The organism is Brevibacterium sp. 'Marine', from assembly GCF_012844365.1.
Classification (GTDB): Bacteria; Actinomycetota; Actinomycetes; order Actinomycetales; family Brevibacteriaceae; genus Brevibacterium.
The window spans coordinates 357,658-375,079 of sequence record NZ_CP051626.1 but is presented as its reverse complement, the minus strand read 5'-3'; the positions used below and the strand labels follow the sequence as shown (position 1 = coordinate 375,079).

14 protein-coding genes are annotated in these 17,422 nt (G+C 63.2%); 8 read left to right on the top strand and 6 right to left on the bottom strand.

What is annotated here, in order from left to right; genetic code table 11:
- Positions 1–42: 42 nt before the first annotated feature.
- Positions 43–1,335, bottom strand: coding sequence for an NAD(P)/FAD-dependent oxidoreductase (locus HF684_RS01650; protein WP_169251064.1), 1,293 nt, complete (start codon positions 1,333–1,335; stop codon positions 43–45).
- Between the two features lie 238 nt (positions 1,336–1,573).
- Positions 1,574–2,494 carry a LysR family transcriptional regulator gene (locus tag HF684_RS01645; protein ID WP_169251063.1) on the bottom strand — a complete coding sequence of 307 codons (921 nt, stop codon included), beginning with the start codon at positions 2,492–2,494 and terminating at the stop codon, positions 1,574–1,576.
- Positions 2,495–2,625: 131 nt separating this feature from the next.
- On the opposite strand from HF684_RS01645, the gene HF684_RS01640 reads away from it, so the two are divergent.
- From HF684_RS01640 to HF684_RS01620, 5 genes are read left to right on the top strand one after another with little or no spacing between them, the layout of a single operon-like run.
- A complete protein-coding gene (locus HF684_RS01640; protein ID WP_169251062.1) occupies positions 2,626–3,078 on the top strand; it encodes a RidA family protein in 453 nt (150 codons plus the stop codon).
- Entirely contained in the window at positions 3,075–3,758 is a 684-nt protein-coding gene (locus HF684_RS01635; protein WP_169251061.1) for a DUF1028 domain-containing protein, read from the top strand. The genes HF684_RS01640 and HF684_RS01635 overlap by 4 nt, the downstream gene beginning before the upstream one ends.
- The gene (locus HF684_RS01630) at positions 3,755–4,894 is read left to right on the top strand and encodes a M20 family metallopeptidase (protein ID WP_169251060.1); all 1,140 of its coding nucleotides are present in this window, start codon (positions 3,755–3,757) and stop codon (positions 4,892–4,894) included. Before HF684_RS01635 ends, HF684_RS01630 begins: the two co-directional genes overlap by 4 nt.
- 59 nt (positions 4,895–4,953) lie before the next feature.
- Positions 4,954–6,366, top strand: a complete 1,413-nt coding sequence (locus HF684_RS01625; protein ID WP_169251059.1) for an MFS transporter — start codon at positions 4,954–4,956, stop codon at positions 6,364–6,366.
- 50 nt (positions 6,367–6,416) lie between these two features.
- A complete protein-coding gene (locus HF684_RS01620) occupies positions 6,417–7,937 on the top strand; it encodes an aldehyde dehydrogenase family protein (protein WP_169251058.1) in 1,521 nt (506 codons plus the stop codon).
- 90 nt (positions 7,938–8,027) lie between these two features.
- Here the strand turns inward: HF684_RS01620 and HF684_RS01615 are convergent, their stop codons facing one another.
- Positions 8,028–8,645: a TetR/AcrR family transcriptional regulator gene (locus HF684_RS01615; protein ID WP_169251057.1), complete on the bottom strand. Its 618-nt coding sequence runs from the start codon at positions 8,643–8,645 to the stop codon at positions 8,028–8,030.
- A 137-nt stretch (positions 8,646–8,782) separates the two neighbouring features.
- Here HF684_RS01615 and HF684_RS01610 point away from each other — a divergent pair, with 137 nt between their 5' ends.
- From HF684_RS01610 to HF684_RS01600, 3 genes are read left to right on the top strand one after another with little or no spacing between them, the layout of a single operon-like run.
- A complete protein-coding gene (locus tag HF684_RS01610; protein WP_169251056.1) occupies positions 8,783–10,339 on the top strand; it encodes an APC family permease in 1,557 nt (518 codons plus the stop codon).
- Between the two features lie 6 nt (positions 10,340–10,345).
- Positions 10,346–12,298, top strand: a complete 1,953-nt coding sequence (locus HF684_RS01605) for a primary-amine oxidase (RefSeq protein ID WP_169251055.1) — start codon at positions 10,346–10,348, stop codon at positions 12,296–12,298.
- A 12-nt stretch (positions 12,299–12,310) separates the two neighbouring features.
- Positions 12,311–12,958, top strand: a complete 648-nt coding sequence (locus HF684_RS01600) for a hypothetical protein (RefSeq protein ID WP_169251054.1) — start codon at positions 12,311–12,313, stop codon at positions 12,956–12,958.
- A 25-nt stretch (positions 12,959–12,983) separates the two neighbouring features.
- On the opposite strand, the gene HF684_RS01595 is transcribed toward HF684_RS01600, so the two are convergent.
- From HF684_RS01595 to HF684_RS01585, 3 genes are all read right to left on the bottom strand, one after another.
- Positions 12,984–13,307: a CHY zinc finger protein gene (locus tag HF684_RS01595; protein ID WP_169251053.1), complete on the bottom strand. Its 324-nt coding sequence runs from the start codon at positions 13,305–13,307 to the stop codon at positions 12,984–12,986.
- A 443-nt stretch (positions 13,308–13,750) separates the two neighbouring features.
- Positions 13,751–15,298 (bottom strand): histidine ammonia-lyase, encoded by a 1,548-nt coding sequence (hutH, locus tag HF684_RS01590; protein WP_169251052.1) that lies wholly within the window; start codon positions 15,296–15,298, stop codon positions 13,751–13,753.
- Between the two features lie 52 nt (positions 15,299–15,350).
- Positions 15,351–16,934: a BCCT family transporter gene (locus tag HF684_RS01585; protein ID WP_169251051.1), complete on the bottom strand. Its 1,584-nt coding sequence runs from the start codon at positions 16,932–16,934 to the stop codon at positions 15,351–15,353.
- Positions 16,935–17,422: the final 488 nt, after the last annotated feature.

The window sequence follows — 17,422 nt, the reverse complement described above, 5'->3', positions numbered from 1 at the left end:
GGTTTCAGATTCTCACATTTTCGATGCAGACGACCATGACGGTCATGAAACTGCCGCCGCTGCGAGCGGAGCATCCACCGGGGCGTAGTCGCGGTACATCCGCTGGATGCCGATCTGATCAGCCAGGTACTTCGCGTCGTGCCAGACTCCCCAGATGAAGCTCGAACCCCGCCTCGACAGCCACGGCAGACCGAGGAAGTACATCCCGGGCACAGGGCTGACGCCGCGCTTCTGCACTGGGTATCCGCGCTCGTCGAGGACACCGTCGACATCGAGCCACGAGTAGTCGACGCCGAATCCGGTCGCCCAGATCACAGTGCGGATGCCCGCGGCGGCGAGGTCGAGCTCGCGGATCGGGTCGCTGACGCAGGCCGGATCCGGTCCGAGGATGTGGGCCTCGGGTTCGGCAGGCAGGTCGAGACCGTTGCGCTCGATGTACTCATCGGCCTCCCGCAGCAGCGACAGATAGTTCTCGTCGCCACGGGCGATGTTCTTCTGCAGGTCAGCGCCGATGAGCAGCTTCCCCTCGGAATAGGCGTTCGCCCGGCCGAGCAGGGTGATGCCCGAGTCCGCGAGGTCGCGGAAGTCCACCGTATGGCCGCCCTGGGCCCCGCTGACGGCGATCGTGACATGCTCGGCGCCGGCCGGCGGCGTGACCAGGTCCCACTTGCCCAGCACCCCGAGCCACCAGCAGAAGTCGCGGTTGCGGTAGGCGCGCGGAGGACGGTCGTGGGGACCGACGGCGAGGTGGACGGGTCGGCCGGAGCGCTGGATCTCGGCGGCGATCTGCACGCCCGAGGACCCTGCGCCGACGACGAGGACTCCCCCGTCGTCGAGCTGTTCGGGGTGCTTGTAGGAGTTCGAGTGGATCTGCGTCAGTCCCGCCTCGGCGGGGATGATGTCGGGAATCCGCGGGGTCTGGAACGGGCCCGTGGCGGCGACGACATAGTCGGCGTCGATGACGCCGGCATCGGTGGTCACGCGAAATCCGCGTGATCCCTCGTTCTCCGTCACCGAGGTGGCGCTGACCCCGGTGCGCACCGGCAGACCCTTGGCCTCGACGAGAGTTTCGAAGTAGTCGGCGACCTCTTCCTTCGTGGCGAAGCCGTCGGGATCGGTGTGCGCGAACTCCTGCGTGGGGAAGCGATCATGCCAGGCCGGCCCGTTGGCGACGAGGGAGTCCCAGCGACGGGAGCGCCAGGCCTCGGCGACTCGGTCCTTCTCGAGGACGATATGGGCCACTCCCCGATCGCTGAGATGCTCGCTCATCGCGATCCCGGCCTGGCCGCCGCCGATGACGACGACTTCGGTGGTTTCTGCGGCTGTGTTCGACATGGACACCCTTCCGTCGGTGCCGCGTGTTGCGGCATGTGCTTCGTTGCTGGCGGGCACAACGTCAACGTTGCCCCTGACGCTTTCCAGCAAACCGCAGGTGAGAGTGGCAATGCCAATAGTTCTTCACGGTCCACCGCATCTTCTGAATAGATGCAGTACCTAAATGTCGATCACTTCCAGGTATTGGTTGTTCGGTCGTCCGGTCGCTCAGGGCGGCACGACTTCGGCACGCTCAGCCCTACTCGGGCGCCACCTCGGCGAGGATCTCACGGACGACGTCGGCCACGGCCGCGACCTTCGCCGTCTGTCCGGAACGGGCCAGGGTCGACACGGCCACGTGCAGGGTGGGCACCGGATCGGAGATCTCGAGGATCGTCGTCCGCTCCCCCGTATAGGTCTGCCGGATCCGCGGACGCTGATTGAGGATCGAGAAGCCGAGGCCCATGGCGACCATCGAGCGCACGGTCTCGTAGCTCGAGCTGCGGTAGCGCACGTGCGGCGTGATCCCGGCCAGGCGGAGCATGTTGAGGAAGTACTCGCGACTGTCCGGCAGGTCGAGGACGACGAAGGCATCGTCGGCGAGCTCGGACAGCGAGATCTTCTTCCGACGGGCCAGTCGGTGATCGGTGCCGACGATGACGTGCGGCCGGGCCTCGCCGACGATGTCGGCGCGGATGCCGTCGGATTCGGTGAGGTCGTAGTTGAGCGCGAGTTCGACCCGCCCGCTGCGCAGCGCGTCGATGCTCTCCTCGTGGTCTCCTTCGACGACCTCGACGGTCAGCTCCGGGTGACGTTCACCGAGCCGCTGGAGCAGCTGCGGCAGAAGGAAGGGCGCGATCGTCTGGAAGCAGGCGATGACGATGGTTCCGCGCACCTCACGCTGTCCGGCCTGGATCGAGTCGACGGCGTCGGTGATCCGCCCGAAGATCTCCCGGGTCTCGTGCAGCAGACTCTCGCCCGCCGAGGTGAGCACGAGCCCCTTCGAATGCTGTCGCACGAACAGCGGAGCCCCGAGGGCCTTCTCCAGTTGGTTGATCGCCGTCGACACGGCCGACTGAGCGATGTGCAGCTCCTGGCTGGCCTCGGTCATATTGAGCGTCTTCGCGCATTCGGCGAAGTACGACAGTTGGGTCAGCGTGATCGAGAATCTCTGCACCATTGCGGCTCCCTGAGACGAAGAATCTGTTTTGTAGATGCTCTGACTAAATTATAACTATTTCACAGATGAATGGAATGTCTCGAGAATGGGTGGCGGACAACGACCGCTTCACTCGACGAGGAGACACCGCCATGGCAGAGCCGACGCACACACGACTGAGGATGTTCAACACGAAGGACACCTATCCGGAGCAGAACCTCGACAACGATCTCTGCCAGGCCGTCGTCGCCGGCGGTGTCGTCTACCTGCGCGGTCAGATCGGCCAGGACCTCGAGACCCGGGAGTCTGTGGGCATCGGCGATGTCACCGCACAGGCTGAGAAGGCGATGGCGAACATCGCGATGCTCCTCGAAGAAGCCGGCAGCAGCCTCGCCGACATCGTCAAGGTCACCGTCTACATCATCGACCCCCGCTACCGCGAGGACGTCTACCGGACCATGGGCAAGTGGCTGAAGGGCGTCTTCCCCGTCTCGACCGGCATCGTCGTCCAGGCCTTGGCCCGTCCCGAGTGGCTCGTCGAGATCGACGCCACCGCCGTCATCAGCAACACCGCCGAGGCGGGACGGACCGAGGTGACCCAGTGACCTTCTCGCTGCTCCTCCACGACCCCGAGACCGGGGAGTTCGGCTCCGCGATCTCCTCGTCCTCACCGGCCGTCGCCGCCCGCTGCATCAGCCTGGCCGACGGCATCGGCGGGGTGAATTCCCAGAACATCACCGACCCGCGGCTCGGTCCGGCCATCATCGACGAGATGCGCACCGGCAAAGACGCAAAGTCGGCGCTCGACACCGTCGTCGCCGCTGCCTATCCGACCGCGATCGACTTTCGGCAGCTGCTCGTCATCGACGCCGCCGGGAATACGGCCGCACACTCGGGCGCACAGGCACTCGGCATCTTCGGTGCCCGCACCGAAGCCCATGCCGTGGCCGGAGGCAATATGCTCGCGGATCTGACGGTCCTCGACGCCTTCGTCGAGACCGCGCTGTCTGCCACAGGTCGCCTCGAGGAACGCCTCTTCGCAGCTTTCGAAGCAGCGATGGCCGCCGGCGGCGAAGCCGGCCCCGTCCACTCCGCCGGTCTGTCCGTCGTCAACGGCTCCGGTTGGCGGGTGACCGATCTGCGCGTCGACTGGGCCGATGAGGATCCGATCGGACAGCTGGGCCGCCTCCTCGAGATCTGGATGCCTCAGCGCGATGACTACATCACGCGCGGCCTCGACCCGGCCGCTTCACCGTCCTACGGCGTACCCGGTGACGACCGATGAACAATCCAACCGCAGTCAAGGATCGAATCGGCGCCCGGATCACCGAGATCGCGCCGAGGCTCATCACGCTGTCGAACTCCCTCCACGACGACCCCGAGCTCGGCTGGCAGGAGTTCCGCTCCTCGGCCGCCGTCGCCGGAGTTCTGGCCGATCACGGCTTCACCGTCGAACGTCCCTACCTCGGGCTCGAGACCGCCTTCCGCGCCACGTCTGGGACGGGAGAGTTCACCATCGGCTTCCTCGCCGAATACGACGCCCTGCCCGGCCTCGGCCACGCTTGCGGCCACAACCTCATCGCCGCCATCAGCGTCGGCGGGGCGATCGGCCTCGCCGAGGCGGCCACGGAGCTCGGCATCACCGTCGAGGTCATCGGGACCCCGGCCGAAGAGGGCGGCGGGGGCAAGATCGAACTGCTCGACCGCGGCGCCTTCACCGAACTCGACTTCGCTCTCATGGCCCACCCGGCGCCGGTCGACGTCGCCGAAGCCGAACCGTTCGCCGTCACTCACTGGCACGTCGAATACACCGGTCGCGCCGCCCATGCCGCCGCATACCCCGAGCGCGGAATCAATGCCAACGACGCGTTCCTCATCGCCCAGGTGGCCCTCGGTCTGCTCCGTCAGCAGCTGCCGAAGACCGTGCGCGTCCACGGGGTGATGACGAACGGCGGAGAGGCGCCGAACGCGATTCCGGCCAAGACCGAGGGCCGCTGGTACGTGCGCGCCGAGACGACGGAGGAGCTGCTGGCCGTCGAGCAGAAGGTCATCAACTGCTTCGAGGCCGGGGCGCTGGCCACCGGCGCGCAGCTGTCCATCACCCCGGAGAGCCGCCGATACTCGGAGATGCGCACCGATGAGGCAGCACTTGAGGCCTACCGCGCCAACGCCGAGGCTCTGGGCCGGGATTTCGACGTCGACCCCGTCGCCGCGACGATGAACCGCGCGTCGACGGACATGGGCAACGTCTCTCAGATCGTCGACGCCATCCACCCCTACATCGGGGTCGGCGGCGAGGCGAGCAATCATCAGGCGGCGTTCGCCGAGTCCTGCGTCGGCGAACGGGCCGAACGCTCTCTCATCGACGGCGCCACCGCTCTGGCCTGGACAGCCGCGGACGTCAGCGTCCAGCGCGGCTGAGCGACAGCCGCACAGCCAGCACAGCGCTGGCAACCACGATTCCAAAGGAGGATTCGGACATGTCAGGTGACACACAGGCCGCCGCGGGGCTGGCCTATCAGAAGGGTCTGCGCAAGAGCGTGGTCGCCGGCTCCATCGGCGTTCTCGTCCACTGGTTCGACTGGGCCGTCTACGCCTATATGGCCACGACGATCGCGTCGATCTTCTTCCCCGAGGAGGACAGCACTGCAGGACTGCTCGCCACCTTCGCGGTCTTCGCCGTCTCGTTCCTCGTCCGCCCGATCGGAGCGGTCATCTTCGGCCGCCTCGGCGACAAGCTCGGCCGCAAGCACACACTGTCGCTGGTCATCCTCGCCATGGCCCTGTCGACGCTCGCGCTCGGAGTGCTTCCGACCTACGGAACCATCGGAGTGCTCGCCCCGATCCTCCTCATCGTCACCCGCATCGTGCAGGGGCTGGCCGCCGGCGGCGAGTTCGGCAGCGCCGCCGCGTTCCTCGGTGAGTTCTCTCCCCCGAAGCGCCGCGGCTTCGGCTGCAGCTGGCTCGAGGTGGGTTCGCTGGCCGGGTTCCTCTTGGCCTCATTCGTCGTCTTCCTCCTCAACCAGGCACTGACGCCCGATCAGGTAAGTGCGTGGGGCTGGAGAATCCCATTCCTCATCACGGTGCCTTTGGGCTTCATCGGCCTCTACATCCGCCGGAAGATCGAGGACACCCCGGAATTCGCGGCACTGCAGAAGATGGAGACCGTCGCCGAGGCGCCGCTGCGTGAGGTATTCAAACGCAATCCCAAGCAGTTCCTGCAGACCTGTGGCATGGAGACGTTCATGAACGTCACCTTCTATGTCGTCCTCGTCTACCTGCTCACGTATCAGGAGACGGCCGTCGACATCGAACCCGGTCGGGCCGCACTGCTGTCGACCCTGGCTTCGGCGCTCGGGCTCGTCATCGTCCCCCTAGCGGGCCTCGCCTCGGACAGGTTCGGACGCAAGCCTGTGCTCATGACCGCGGCGATCGCGCTCACTGTGCTCTCGGTTCCGCTGTTCGTCCTCATGGGGGCCGACTATCCGTGGGCGTCGTTCGTCTCCACCTTCGGCCTGGCGTTCATCCTTGCGATCATCCTCGGCACCCACGCCGCCACCGTCGTCGAGCTCTTCCCGACCCGCACGAGGCAGACCGGACTGTCCATCGCCTATGCCCTGACTGCCGCACTCTTCGCCGGCACTGCGCCGTACATCCTCACCTGGCTCATCGATTCCACCGGCAGCACGCTCAGCCCCGGCTGGTTCCTCGCCGCAGTCGGCGTCATCGGCATCGTCACCGTCGCCTCACTGCCGGAGACACGCGGCATCGACCTGCTGCGCTCCGATGACCTCGAGGAATCATCGGCACCCTCGGCTCCCGAGGTTGCCGAGGTTGCCGAGGCGATTGAGCGCCCCAGCCCCTCGCCTGTCGAGCCCTCCAGCGACCGCTGACCGCTGTCACTGCCCACTCGCTTCCGCATCACATTCGAAGGAGACCTTCCATGACCGCGACTCTGACCGACACCACGACCCGACCGACCACTGTGGCCGAGTGGCACGCCGCCGCGGCGGCACTGACCATCGACGGACGTCCCGTCATCGACGGACGACGTGTCGACGCCCGCTCGGGCCAGACCCATGCGAAGACGAACCCGGCCACCGGTGAGGTGATCTCGCAGCTCCACCTCGGCGACGTCTCCGATGTCGACACGGCGGTGGCGAGCGCTCGCACCGCTTTCGATGCCGGCGACTGGTCGCGCGCCTCGGCGACCCATCGGCGTGAGGTGCTGCTGCGCCTGGCCGAGCTCATCGAAGCACGCTCAGACGAATTCGCGCTCCTCGACACCCTCGACATGGGCAAGCCGATCGGTGAGTCCTCGACGATCGACGCCCCGGGCGCCGCCGCCCTCTTCCGCTTCTACGGTGAGGCCATCGAAAAGCTCAGCGACGAGATCCCGGTGACCCCGGCCGGGTCCACGGCGCTCGTCACCCGCGAACCCCTCGGCGTCGTCGGGGTCATCGTGCCGTGGAACTACCCGCTCGAGATCGCGACCTGGAAGATCGCCCCCGCACTGGCCGCCGGAAATGCCCTCGTCGTCAAGCCTCCGGTCGAAGCCTCGCATTCGGTCCTGCTGCTGGCCGAGATCGCCGCCGAGGCGGGGTTGCCCGCGGGCATCCTCAACGTCGTACCCGGTCGCGGCTCGGTCATCGGTGAGGCATTGGGCCGGCACATGGATGTCGACATGCTCGGCTTCACCGGGTCCACGGGAGTGGCCAAGGCCCTGCAGGTCTACGCCGGGGAGTCGAACTTGAAGCGCCTGGCGCTCGAGGCCGGCGGCAAGAGCGCGAATGTCATCTTCGCCGACACCGATGACCTCGCTGCCGCGGCTCGGAAGGCGGCGTTCGGCATCTTCTACAACCAGGGTGAGGTCTGCTCGGCCACCTCGCGGATCTTCGTCGAACGCCCCGTCTATGAGGAGTTCGTGCATCTGCTCGAAGAGGCGGCAGAGGACTTCCAGCCCGGGGATCCGCTCGATCCCGAGAGCGCGATCGGCTGCCTCGTGTCCGAGAAGCACGCCGATGAGGTGTGGGAGTGCATCGAGCAGGCCCGCAGGGACGGCACCATCGTCCAGGGCGGCAACCGTCCGGCGATCAACGGCCGCCGCACCTTCATCGATCCGACGATCGTCACCGACCTGCCTGCCGATCACCGTCTGCACAGCCACGAGATCTTCGGACCGGTCGCCCTCGTCACCCCCTTCGACACCGAGGAGGAGGCGATCGCGAAAGCCAACGAAACGCCCTACGGTCTGGCCGCGGCCCTGTGGACGGGAAGCATGGCCCGGGCCCATCGAGTCTCCGCACGGCTGGTCGCCGGCACCGTGTCGGTCAACACCGTCGACGCCCTGGGCTTCACCACGCCCTTCGGCGGGTTCAAGCAGTCCGGTTTCGGCCGTGACCTCTCCGTCCATGCCCTGGAGAACTACTCGGACTTCAAGACGACCTGGCTGCAGTGGGGGTGATGCATCCTCGCTGCTGCGCGGCACACCGGCACTGAGGTTCATTCTCGGCGCGGTGAATCGGCATCTGCCCCAGCGCGGGGCAGTACCGGTTCACTGCGCCATTGTCGTCTCCACCAGTCTGCACCCTGTCAGCACTTCGGCATTGGCAATGATCATTCGAAAGATGTCGTCGACGTCGAGTGGGGTTCCGCCCATGAAGTGCAGACCGTATGCGTCTTCCATCGCCACGAGGTTGCTCGCCGCTGTGTCCACGGGCAGTGCCAGTGTGAAGACTCCCGCGTCGACGCCCTCGTTGAGGACTGCGGCATAAAGCGAGACTTCAAGCCGATACATCTCCGCCATGAGCTCGGCATGGAAGGCGTCCCGATACGCGTGGGTATGAAACTCATTGAGAACCTGGAAGTCAATGTCATCACGTGAGAGCGGGATGCCACTGCGTATGATCCGAACCAGCTTAGCCGCAGGACTTTCACCTCTAGCGCCCTGCTCGCGACGGCTCCAATAGAACCGCGACACCGCGTCCTCATGCACTTCACGCACGAGGTCTCCGAGGTCGGGATAGTAGTACGCCACCGATCCGGCGCCCAGTTCTGAGTGCGCGGCCACGTCGATGGTTCGCAGCCCGTTGAGTCCCCGCTTCGCGATCGCCTGCTTCGCCGCCTGCACCAGCTGTGCTCGACGGCCCGCCTGATTCTTCGGTCTCGCCATGGGTCCATTATCTCTTGAAGTGATGTAGGCAAACGCGGATCGGTATGGCCGCACCTCTGTCAATCGACGCCTGTGCGTGCAATTCTTTACGGTGTACCTCAAAGAACTCTATCGGACGCCCACTCACAAGGAGGTGGATGGTGTCTTCCCTTGAACGCACGACCGCATACGCGGACGAACAGAAGCAGCATCTGAAGAAGACTCTCGGCCGGTTCGACATCGTGCTCATCGTCATGTCGGCGGTCTTGAGCATCGAAGTCCTCGCTGAGACCGCAGGATTCGGCGCGGAGACTTTCACGTGGACGCTTGTCCTCGCGATCTTCTTCCTCGTGCCCTACGCCCTCGTCTTCGCCGAGACCGGCAGCACCTTCGTCGGCGAGGGCGGAGCCTATATCTGGGTCCGCCAGGCCTTCGGACGTCCCGCAGGTGCGATCGCCTCGATACTCAGCTGGGTCACCCAGCCGGTATGGGTCGGCGGTTCGATGGCGTTCCTCGCCACCGGAACCTGGAACCAGTTCATCAGCCCGATCGAGACCGGATCGATCGGCGACTGGATCTTCAAGATCGTCTTCATCTGGATCACGGTGATCGCAGCGATCCTGTCGCTGGCGAAGGCGAAGTGGCTGCCCACGCTCGGCGGCGTGCTCAAGGTCATCTTCATCGCCTTCTTCCTCTTCACCACGATCATCTATGCCGTCCAGCACGGCGTTCAGCCCCTCCACCTCTCGGACTTCAGCCCCAGCCTCGGCGGCTTCCTCGGACTCGTCCCGCTGCTGCTCTTCTCCTACCTCGGGTTCGAGGCCTCGAACAGCGCCTCGGACGAAATGAAGAACCCGAAGAAGGACATCCCTGTCGCGATCGCACGGTCCGGTTTCATCTCCGCGCTCTGCTATCTCCTGCCGGTCCTCGCTATGCTGCTCGTGTTGCCGACCGAGACGATCACCGGCATCGGAGGGCTCCTCGACGCCGTGCAGACGGTGTTCACCGTCTACGGGCCTGCTGCCGAAATCATGGTCGTGCTCGCGGCGCTGATGTTCGTCATCATCCTCGCCTCACAAGGCGCGGCCTGGATGATCATGAGCGATCGGATGCAGGCGCTGACGGCGGCCGACGGCGCATTCTTCGGAGGCTTCTTCGGCAAGATCTCCCGCACACTGGGCACCCCGGTCAACGTCAATCTGCTCTCGGGCACCGTCGCCACGATCTTCCTCATCGCGGCCATGCAGCTCAACGGTGATGCCGGTGCACTGTTCGGCGTTGTCCTCTCGATCTCCATCTCGACGTTCCTGCTCAGCTACCTGCTCATCATCCCTGCGGCCATCAAGCTGCGCTGGAAGCATCCCGGCATCGAACGCCCCTTCCGGGTGCCGGTCGGCAATGTCGGGTTCACCATCCTCGGCGGCATCGCCTTCCTCTGGATCCTGCTCGGATCCTGGGTCGCGATCTTCCCCGGCACGCTCGATCGGCTCTTCGGGCGCGAATACAACTTCCTCGACGAATGGGGCGTCGATCAGGGACCGTTCACGGCTCTCACTCTCGGCACCCTCGGCGCACTCGCCGCGCTGGCTCTCATCGGATACGTCCGTGGACACCGGGTCCGTGTCTTCCGCCCCACCCCGACCGATCCTCAGGATCTGCTCGACGACCTCGACCCCGCTCTCGACAGCAAACTCGATACACAGAAAGGCATGTGAAGACTCATGACTGCACCGACAACGACTGCCACTGCAACACATCCGCTCGATCGCCTGACCGGCGAGGAGATCGAACTCAACCGGGCCATCATCGTCGACGCGGGCCACGTGAGCGAACAGACGCTCTTCGCCCTTGTCAGCCTCGTCGAACCGGATAAGCGCGACGTGATCTCCGGCGCGACCGACATCGACCGTCGCGTGCGCTCGCTCATCATCGACCGCGGCACCGGGGAGCAGACGGAACTCCTCGTGTCCCTGACCGCGCGCAGGGTGCTCTTCGCTCGAGTGCTCGATGTCGCGACCGAAGGCCAAGCCCCGATCACCATGACCGAATACGAAGAAGCCGAGCAGATGATCCGCAACGACACGACGTGGCGGGCAGCCGTCGCGGCGCGCGGCATCACCGACGTCGAAACCGTGCGCATCTGCGCGCTCTCTGCCGGATGCTTCGACATTCCGGGCGAAGCGGGCCGCCGCCTCGTGCGCGGTTCCTCCTTCATCCAGTCGGACCCGCAGGACAATGCGTGGGCACATCCGCTCGAAGGGCTCGTCGCCTACCTCGACCTCAACATCGGTGAGGTCGTCGAAGTCGTCGACACCGACATCGTGCCCGTGCCCCAGGAGCGCTTCGACTACCACCTCGACTCCTGGCTGCCCGAACCGCGGACGACGCAGAAGCCGATCGAGATCACCCAGCCCGAGGGAGCGAGCTTCACCCTCGACGGGGATGTCCTCGATTGGGAGAAGTGGCAGGTCCGACTCGGCTTCGATCCGGTCGAAGGGCTGGTGCTCCATCAGATCAGCTTCGATGACGAAGGCGAGCGCCGCCCCATCGTCTACCGCGCCTCGGTGGCGGAAATGGTCGTGCCCTACGGCGATCCCAGCCCGGTGCGCTTCTGGCAGAACTACTTCGACGCCGGCGAGTACTCGATGGGCAAGAACACGAACTCTCTCGAACTCGGGTGCGACTGCCTCGGCGAGATCCACTACTCGGATGCCGTGCTCGCCGATGATCAGGGGCATGCGCACACGATCACAAACGCCATCTGCATCCACGAGGAGGATGCGGGGATCCTGTTCAAGCACACCGATGAGTTCACCGGCGCCGTCGACGTGCGCCGCAACCGCCGCCTCGTCATCTCCTTTTTCATCACCGTCGGCAACTACGACTACGGCTTCTACTGGTACCTCTACCTCGACGGCACGATCGAGCTCGAATGCAAGGCCACCGGCATCGTCTACACCGCGGCCTACGGTGACGAGGCTCAGCGTCAGCGCTGGTCGTCACCGCTCGGGGACGAGGGACTGGGCATGCCCTTCCACCAGCACATGTTCTGTGCCCGTCTCGATATGCAGGTCGACGGCATCGCCAATGCCGTCGATGAGCAGGAAGCGGTCCGCGTTCCCTTCGGTGGGGACAATCCCTACGGCAACGCTTTCACCCGCCAGCTCACGCGGCTCACTGCCGAGGGCGGTCGGACGGCCGATGGGGAGGCCGGCCGGGTCTGGCACATCGTCAACCCGGAGAAGAACAACCGACACGGGTTCCCTGTCGGCTATGAGCTGCGGGTACCGGATGAGCCGACGATGATGGCGGCCGAGGGGTCGTCGATCTCGAAGCGAGCCGGTTTCGGGTCGAAGCACATGTGGCTGACGCACTTCGATGCGGACGAACGGTTCCCATCAGGTACGTATCCGAATCAGAACCCGGGTGCCGGCACCATCACGCAGTGGGTCGAGCAGCAGCGCCCGGTCGATGGCGACGACATCGTCGTCTGGGCGTCGTTCGCGATGACGCACTTCCCGCGTCCCGAGGACTGGCCGATCATGCCGGTCGACAAGCTCGGGTTCACAATGAAGCCATATGGCTTCTTCGACAGGAATCCCGCGCTCGACGTGCCGCGCCCGAAGTCGGGTCACTGCGGCACCGGCGCCGGTCACGCCTGCGAGTGCGACTGAGGGGTATCTACGATGAGCAGCGTGGCGTCGTTCCTCATGGTCGCCTCGGGGATCCTGTGCCTGACCGGCGCTGTCGCGTCGAAGGGACGACCGGCCATCGTCGCCGCGACTGTGATGGTCCTTGCCATGATCGACCTGGCCTATGCAGCCCTGGTCCCGCCGGTCGTCTGGTCGGGGGCGCTGCTCTTCGCCGGGCTCTGCTTGGCCGTGTTCCTGCGATCGTCGTCTAGGGTTCCCTCGCCGAGGCGGTCCCCCGCTCTCGTCACGGGTGGCGCAGGCGGCGTACCGGAGTCCGCGTACGAGGATGAGGTTCGGTCGTCGATCGCGTCTGACCGCTGCGTATCACGGGCGGATTCTCACTCGGGCCCGACGGCTGCGGTCCTGTCCGCCATCACCTATCCGGTGATGGCATGGCAGGTCCTCAACCATGGGGCACACATGAGCGGTTCGACGCACGCCGGTCGCCATGAAGCTGGCGGCCATGGGCATCATGCCGGTGACATGTCGCTCATCAGCACATTTCTGACGGTGGCCGTCGCCGTCCTCGCCGTGCTCTTGGTGATCTGCGCCGTTCACGACATCGTCCGAAGACGCCCTCTGGTCTCACTCGACTGTTGGGGAATGGCCGCGATGATCGTGGTGATGCAGTTCCTTCACTGAGCGGAATCGTCACCGCCGGGGTTCTTCACTGACCGGCAAAATAGAGATCCGAATGCGCCGCGCAGCGTGGGTTGAAGTTCGCGGCGCATTCCGGGCATTCATCGGTTGCTTTGTAGGCAGTGATCGTCAGTTCGGTCCAACAGTTCCCGCACAAAATCGCAGGACGATCCCACTGCTCGCGTGGCCACTGCTGTGCGGGATGGTCCGCCGTCTCCGAGTGGCACAGGTGGCACGGATAGTAGCGGTCACAGCAGGCGAAGCGGATCGCGATGATGTCGAGTTCGGTGGCGTAGTGAACGCACCTGGTGTGATCGTCGACGATCTTGCCATAGACTCGGACCTCGGACACCGCAGCTTCCCTTCTTCCCGCGCTCTATTCGCCGCACTTCCAGCCTAGCGGTCCTCGAGGTCCGTCCGAATAGATGGGACATCCACCTGTTGAAGATGATCCTTGACCTCCTCGAAGAATTCATTCGTTCATTCGCTGTGCAGGGCTTGGTCAACATCACGCGTGACTACCCGTTTGCGGCCCATCATGTGATCAAGAATTTCGCCGGCTTTGTACCACCCAGAGTTGCCTTTCCGGTCTGGGGGCTGTCGGCGCCAACATCAGTCACGAGATTGGCACCGCAGTTGCAGCACATCAGAGAGGATCACGACGGTGGTGATTTTGCCAACCAAACGAAGAGAGTGGTGACTCGAGTCGACGTCCTCATATCACCTGGAACGAATACCTCAGTGGGACATTCGCCCGGGAGACAGGGTAGCTCCGTGTCTCAGCCGCGATGTGAATCAGACCGTGCGCAAAGTGCTCCCGACCAGCTCCACAGCATCGACGATCTCTTCACTGACGATCATTGAATGTATCGCCTCGATATCGCTGTGAACCGGTCGATCGTTCTTGAGCCTCGGAACTATCGCGCGAATCGAGTCGTAAGCAGCAGCCACGCCTCGACCGATGGAGTCAGAAGAAATGAACTCCACTGCCTGGCAAGCGCACAGAAGCTCGATGGCGATCACCTGAGAAACGTTCTCGACCACTTCCAGACTCTTGAGCGCGGAAGAGGTGCCCATGCTCACGTGGTCCTCTTGACCTGCTGCCGACGGGATGGAATCCACTGAGGCAGGCTGTGCCAACCGCTTGTTATCAGAGACTAAGGCAGCAGCAGTGTACTGAGGAATCATGTACCCCGAATCAGTCCCCGGGTTCGGTGATAAGAATGGAGGAAGCCCACTGTGATGCGCAGATGTCAGCCTGAATGTTCGCCGCTCCGAAATACTGGACAGCTCTGTGAGAGCTATAGCGAGCAAGTCCAAAGCCATCGCCACTGACTCACCATGACAGTTCGACGACGACAGAGACATCTCGTCCTCAGTGAATACCAATGGGTTATCGGTCGCTGAGTTCATTTCGTCCTCGATCACAGACTTGACGAATCGAGTCATGTCCTTAGCAGCGCCGTGGACCTGCGGGATAGACCTCACGCTCAATGCGTCTTGCACCTTGTCCTGCGAATTCGCTTCGCCCAAGCTGCTTCCCGCTAACATTGTTCGCAAATTCGCGGCCGTAGCTCCGACGCCCTTGTGCTTCTTCACCGCGCCTATGCGAGCGTCGAACGCGGTGAGATTCCCGCGAAGCCCTTCGACAGAGACGGCGCTTGAGATGTCGGCCGATTTCAGAAGCGACAGGGCATCATGGACGGCAAGCCCTCCGAGCGCGACCATGTCGCAGGTGCCGTTCAGCAGGCTCAGCCCCTCTTTCGCTTGCAAGGCAATCGGTCTCAGCCCTCGCCGTTCGAGTGCCTCGGCGCCAGGGAGCTCTGCCCCGTCCACCCTGGCGACCCCTTCACCGATCAGAACAGACGCGATGTGAGCCTGGTACGACAGGTACCCGAGCGAGCCCTTTCGAGGGACTCGCGGTAATACATCCCCATTCAACATATTGAGAAGCAAGTCCACGACTTCTTCCCTGATCCCGGAGTACCCCAGCGATAGGTTCCTGACCATCATGGCCATTACGGCACGTGTTTCGTCGGCGGAGAGAGGCTCGCCCACTCCACTGGCGTGACTGCGGACAAGACTCAGCTGCAGCTGAGCAGATTCTTCGGGGCCGATTCGGATCTTACTGTTATCGCCGACACCGGTCGTAATTCCATAGACAATTGCGTTCTGGCGCAGCAGATCGTCGACGACTCGCCGGGACTCCCGAATCTCTCTGCGCGAATCGTCAGAAATGTACACATGGTGACGACGTCGAGCGATACGATGCAGGTCATCGACACCGAACCCATCTGGTCTGATGGTCACATATTCTTGCGAGTTGATTTCGTGCTCCTTCACTCAAAATGCCTTTACGACTGCTATGGGTATCACGACGAAAACGTGAACCGAATCAACTCTCCAGTTGAGATGTTTCGGACCTGTCATCTTCCTCGACAGCATCTATAACCTTCGCATCCGAGCGAAGGTATTTAGCGGCGCAGAACGAAATGAGGATGATCAGGAATAAGACCGGGAATCCTGCTAAGGTCGCAGTCTGTTTGACTGCGTCGATGCCCGAAATCTCTCCTCCGGTACCGGCCGTCACAGTGAGAACTGCCAAAAGGCCGATCAATCCACCCCAGAACATCTTCACCATGGCCGGGGGCTCCGGATTCTTGAGATCGTTGCCGGTTGTGGTCAATGACGACATGGTCGTGGTCAGCGAATCTGCCAGGGTGGTGAACGAAATGAAGATCGCAATCAACATGAGGGTGCCGAAGAGCAGTGACAGCGGAAGCTCGTCCAAGAATGCGAACAATGACAGCGGCACACCGCCCTCACCGTTGATGATGTCCCAAAGCTTGCCATCTCCCTTCCAATCGAAGTACATGGCCGCACCGCCGAACACCCAGAACCAGAAAGCTCCGAATGCGGCCGGCAGCAGAAGGTTGATCGTGACGAACTCACGGATCGTGCGACCATATGACACTCGAGCGATGAACATTCCGATTAAAGGGGCGTTGGCACCCCAGAGAGCCCATTCGAAGATCGGCCAATCCCGGGGCCATGATTCGCCGTCCATTGGGCTGAACCACAGATGCATCTCCGCGAAGTCAGAAAGGTACTTTCCGGTGCCTTGCGTACCAATGGTCATGATGTAGGCGGTCGGACCCACTACAAGCACGAAGACCAGAAGCAAGAGGAAAAGCCGGGTGTTCTGCTCCGCGAGGAACTTGATTCCTTTTTGGAGGCCGGTGTAGCTCGACAGAATGTAGGTAATGGTGATGAGAATGGCGATAGCCGCCCACAGAGTGGGGCCATTGACGATGTCCGTATAGTGCGAAACGCCGCTGCCGATCTGCAGCACCCCTTCCCCAAGGATCGCAGACATGGCACCCGCAATGGCGAACATGCAGACATTGTCGACGACGGTTCCGAGGCCCCCAAGTGCCCGCCTTCCGAAGATGGGGTACAGCGCAGAGCTGACTGCGTAGGGCATGCCCTTGTTGTAATGTGCGTATCCGATTGCGATTCCGCAGATGACATACAAGGCATATGGGGCGACCGTCCACTGCATCGTCACGGCCGCAATCGAAAAGGTTGCTGCCTGCTCCGATCCTGGCTCCAGCCCGAGCGCATTCGGCGGGTCCATGAAATGGGTCAGCGGTTCAGCCGTCCCCCAGAACAGGATTCCGGTGCCGATGCCGCTGGTCAGAGAGATCGCGAACCATTGCCATTTCGACAAAGTCGGTTTGGCCTCGTCGCCACCAATTCTTATCTTTCCGTACTTCGAAAAGCCCACATACAGACAGACGAAGATCAATACGAACACGGTCAAACTGAATAGCCAGCCGAAGTTTGTGAAGGCGAATCCCACCACTGCCGACTGTATGTTGTAGAACCATTGAGGGGCTGCGATACCCAGGACCGCGGTGGCGACCAGGAGGACCGCCATCGGGGCGAACACTCCCCACCGCAATTTCTTATTGTTCATCATTGACTCCGGTGGATTGTCCATCAATTGCGACCAATCGTCAGCACCGGGATGGCAGCAGTTCTGTACCGTCCTTGGTCACTCAGTTGCTGATGCGAACAGTGGTGCTGGAAAGGCCTCCGGCCATGCTGGCAGGTCACTATCTGGCTTACAATCCATCGACGCAGAATTATGTCCGACATGTCGGACAAGCTATAGCCGTTCTTAAAGTCCGCATAAGGTTTCGAGCCTAATACTCTCCACGCTCCTGCCGCCTTGGGTGCATGACGGAGGGACAGAAAGGCTGTTCGGTCATATTGCTGGCATAGTGCTGTTCGATCCGGAGAAAGCCACGGACAATGCCACATTCACACTCAACCAACGCTGGCTCCGCGCGGAATCGACGGCGTCCTCGGCAGCGGCGAACATGTGGTGGAGGACGGGCAGTCGACCGGACGCAGTGTAGGCAAGGGGATCACTGAGCCGCACTGATTGCGGGTAATGTGGAG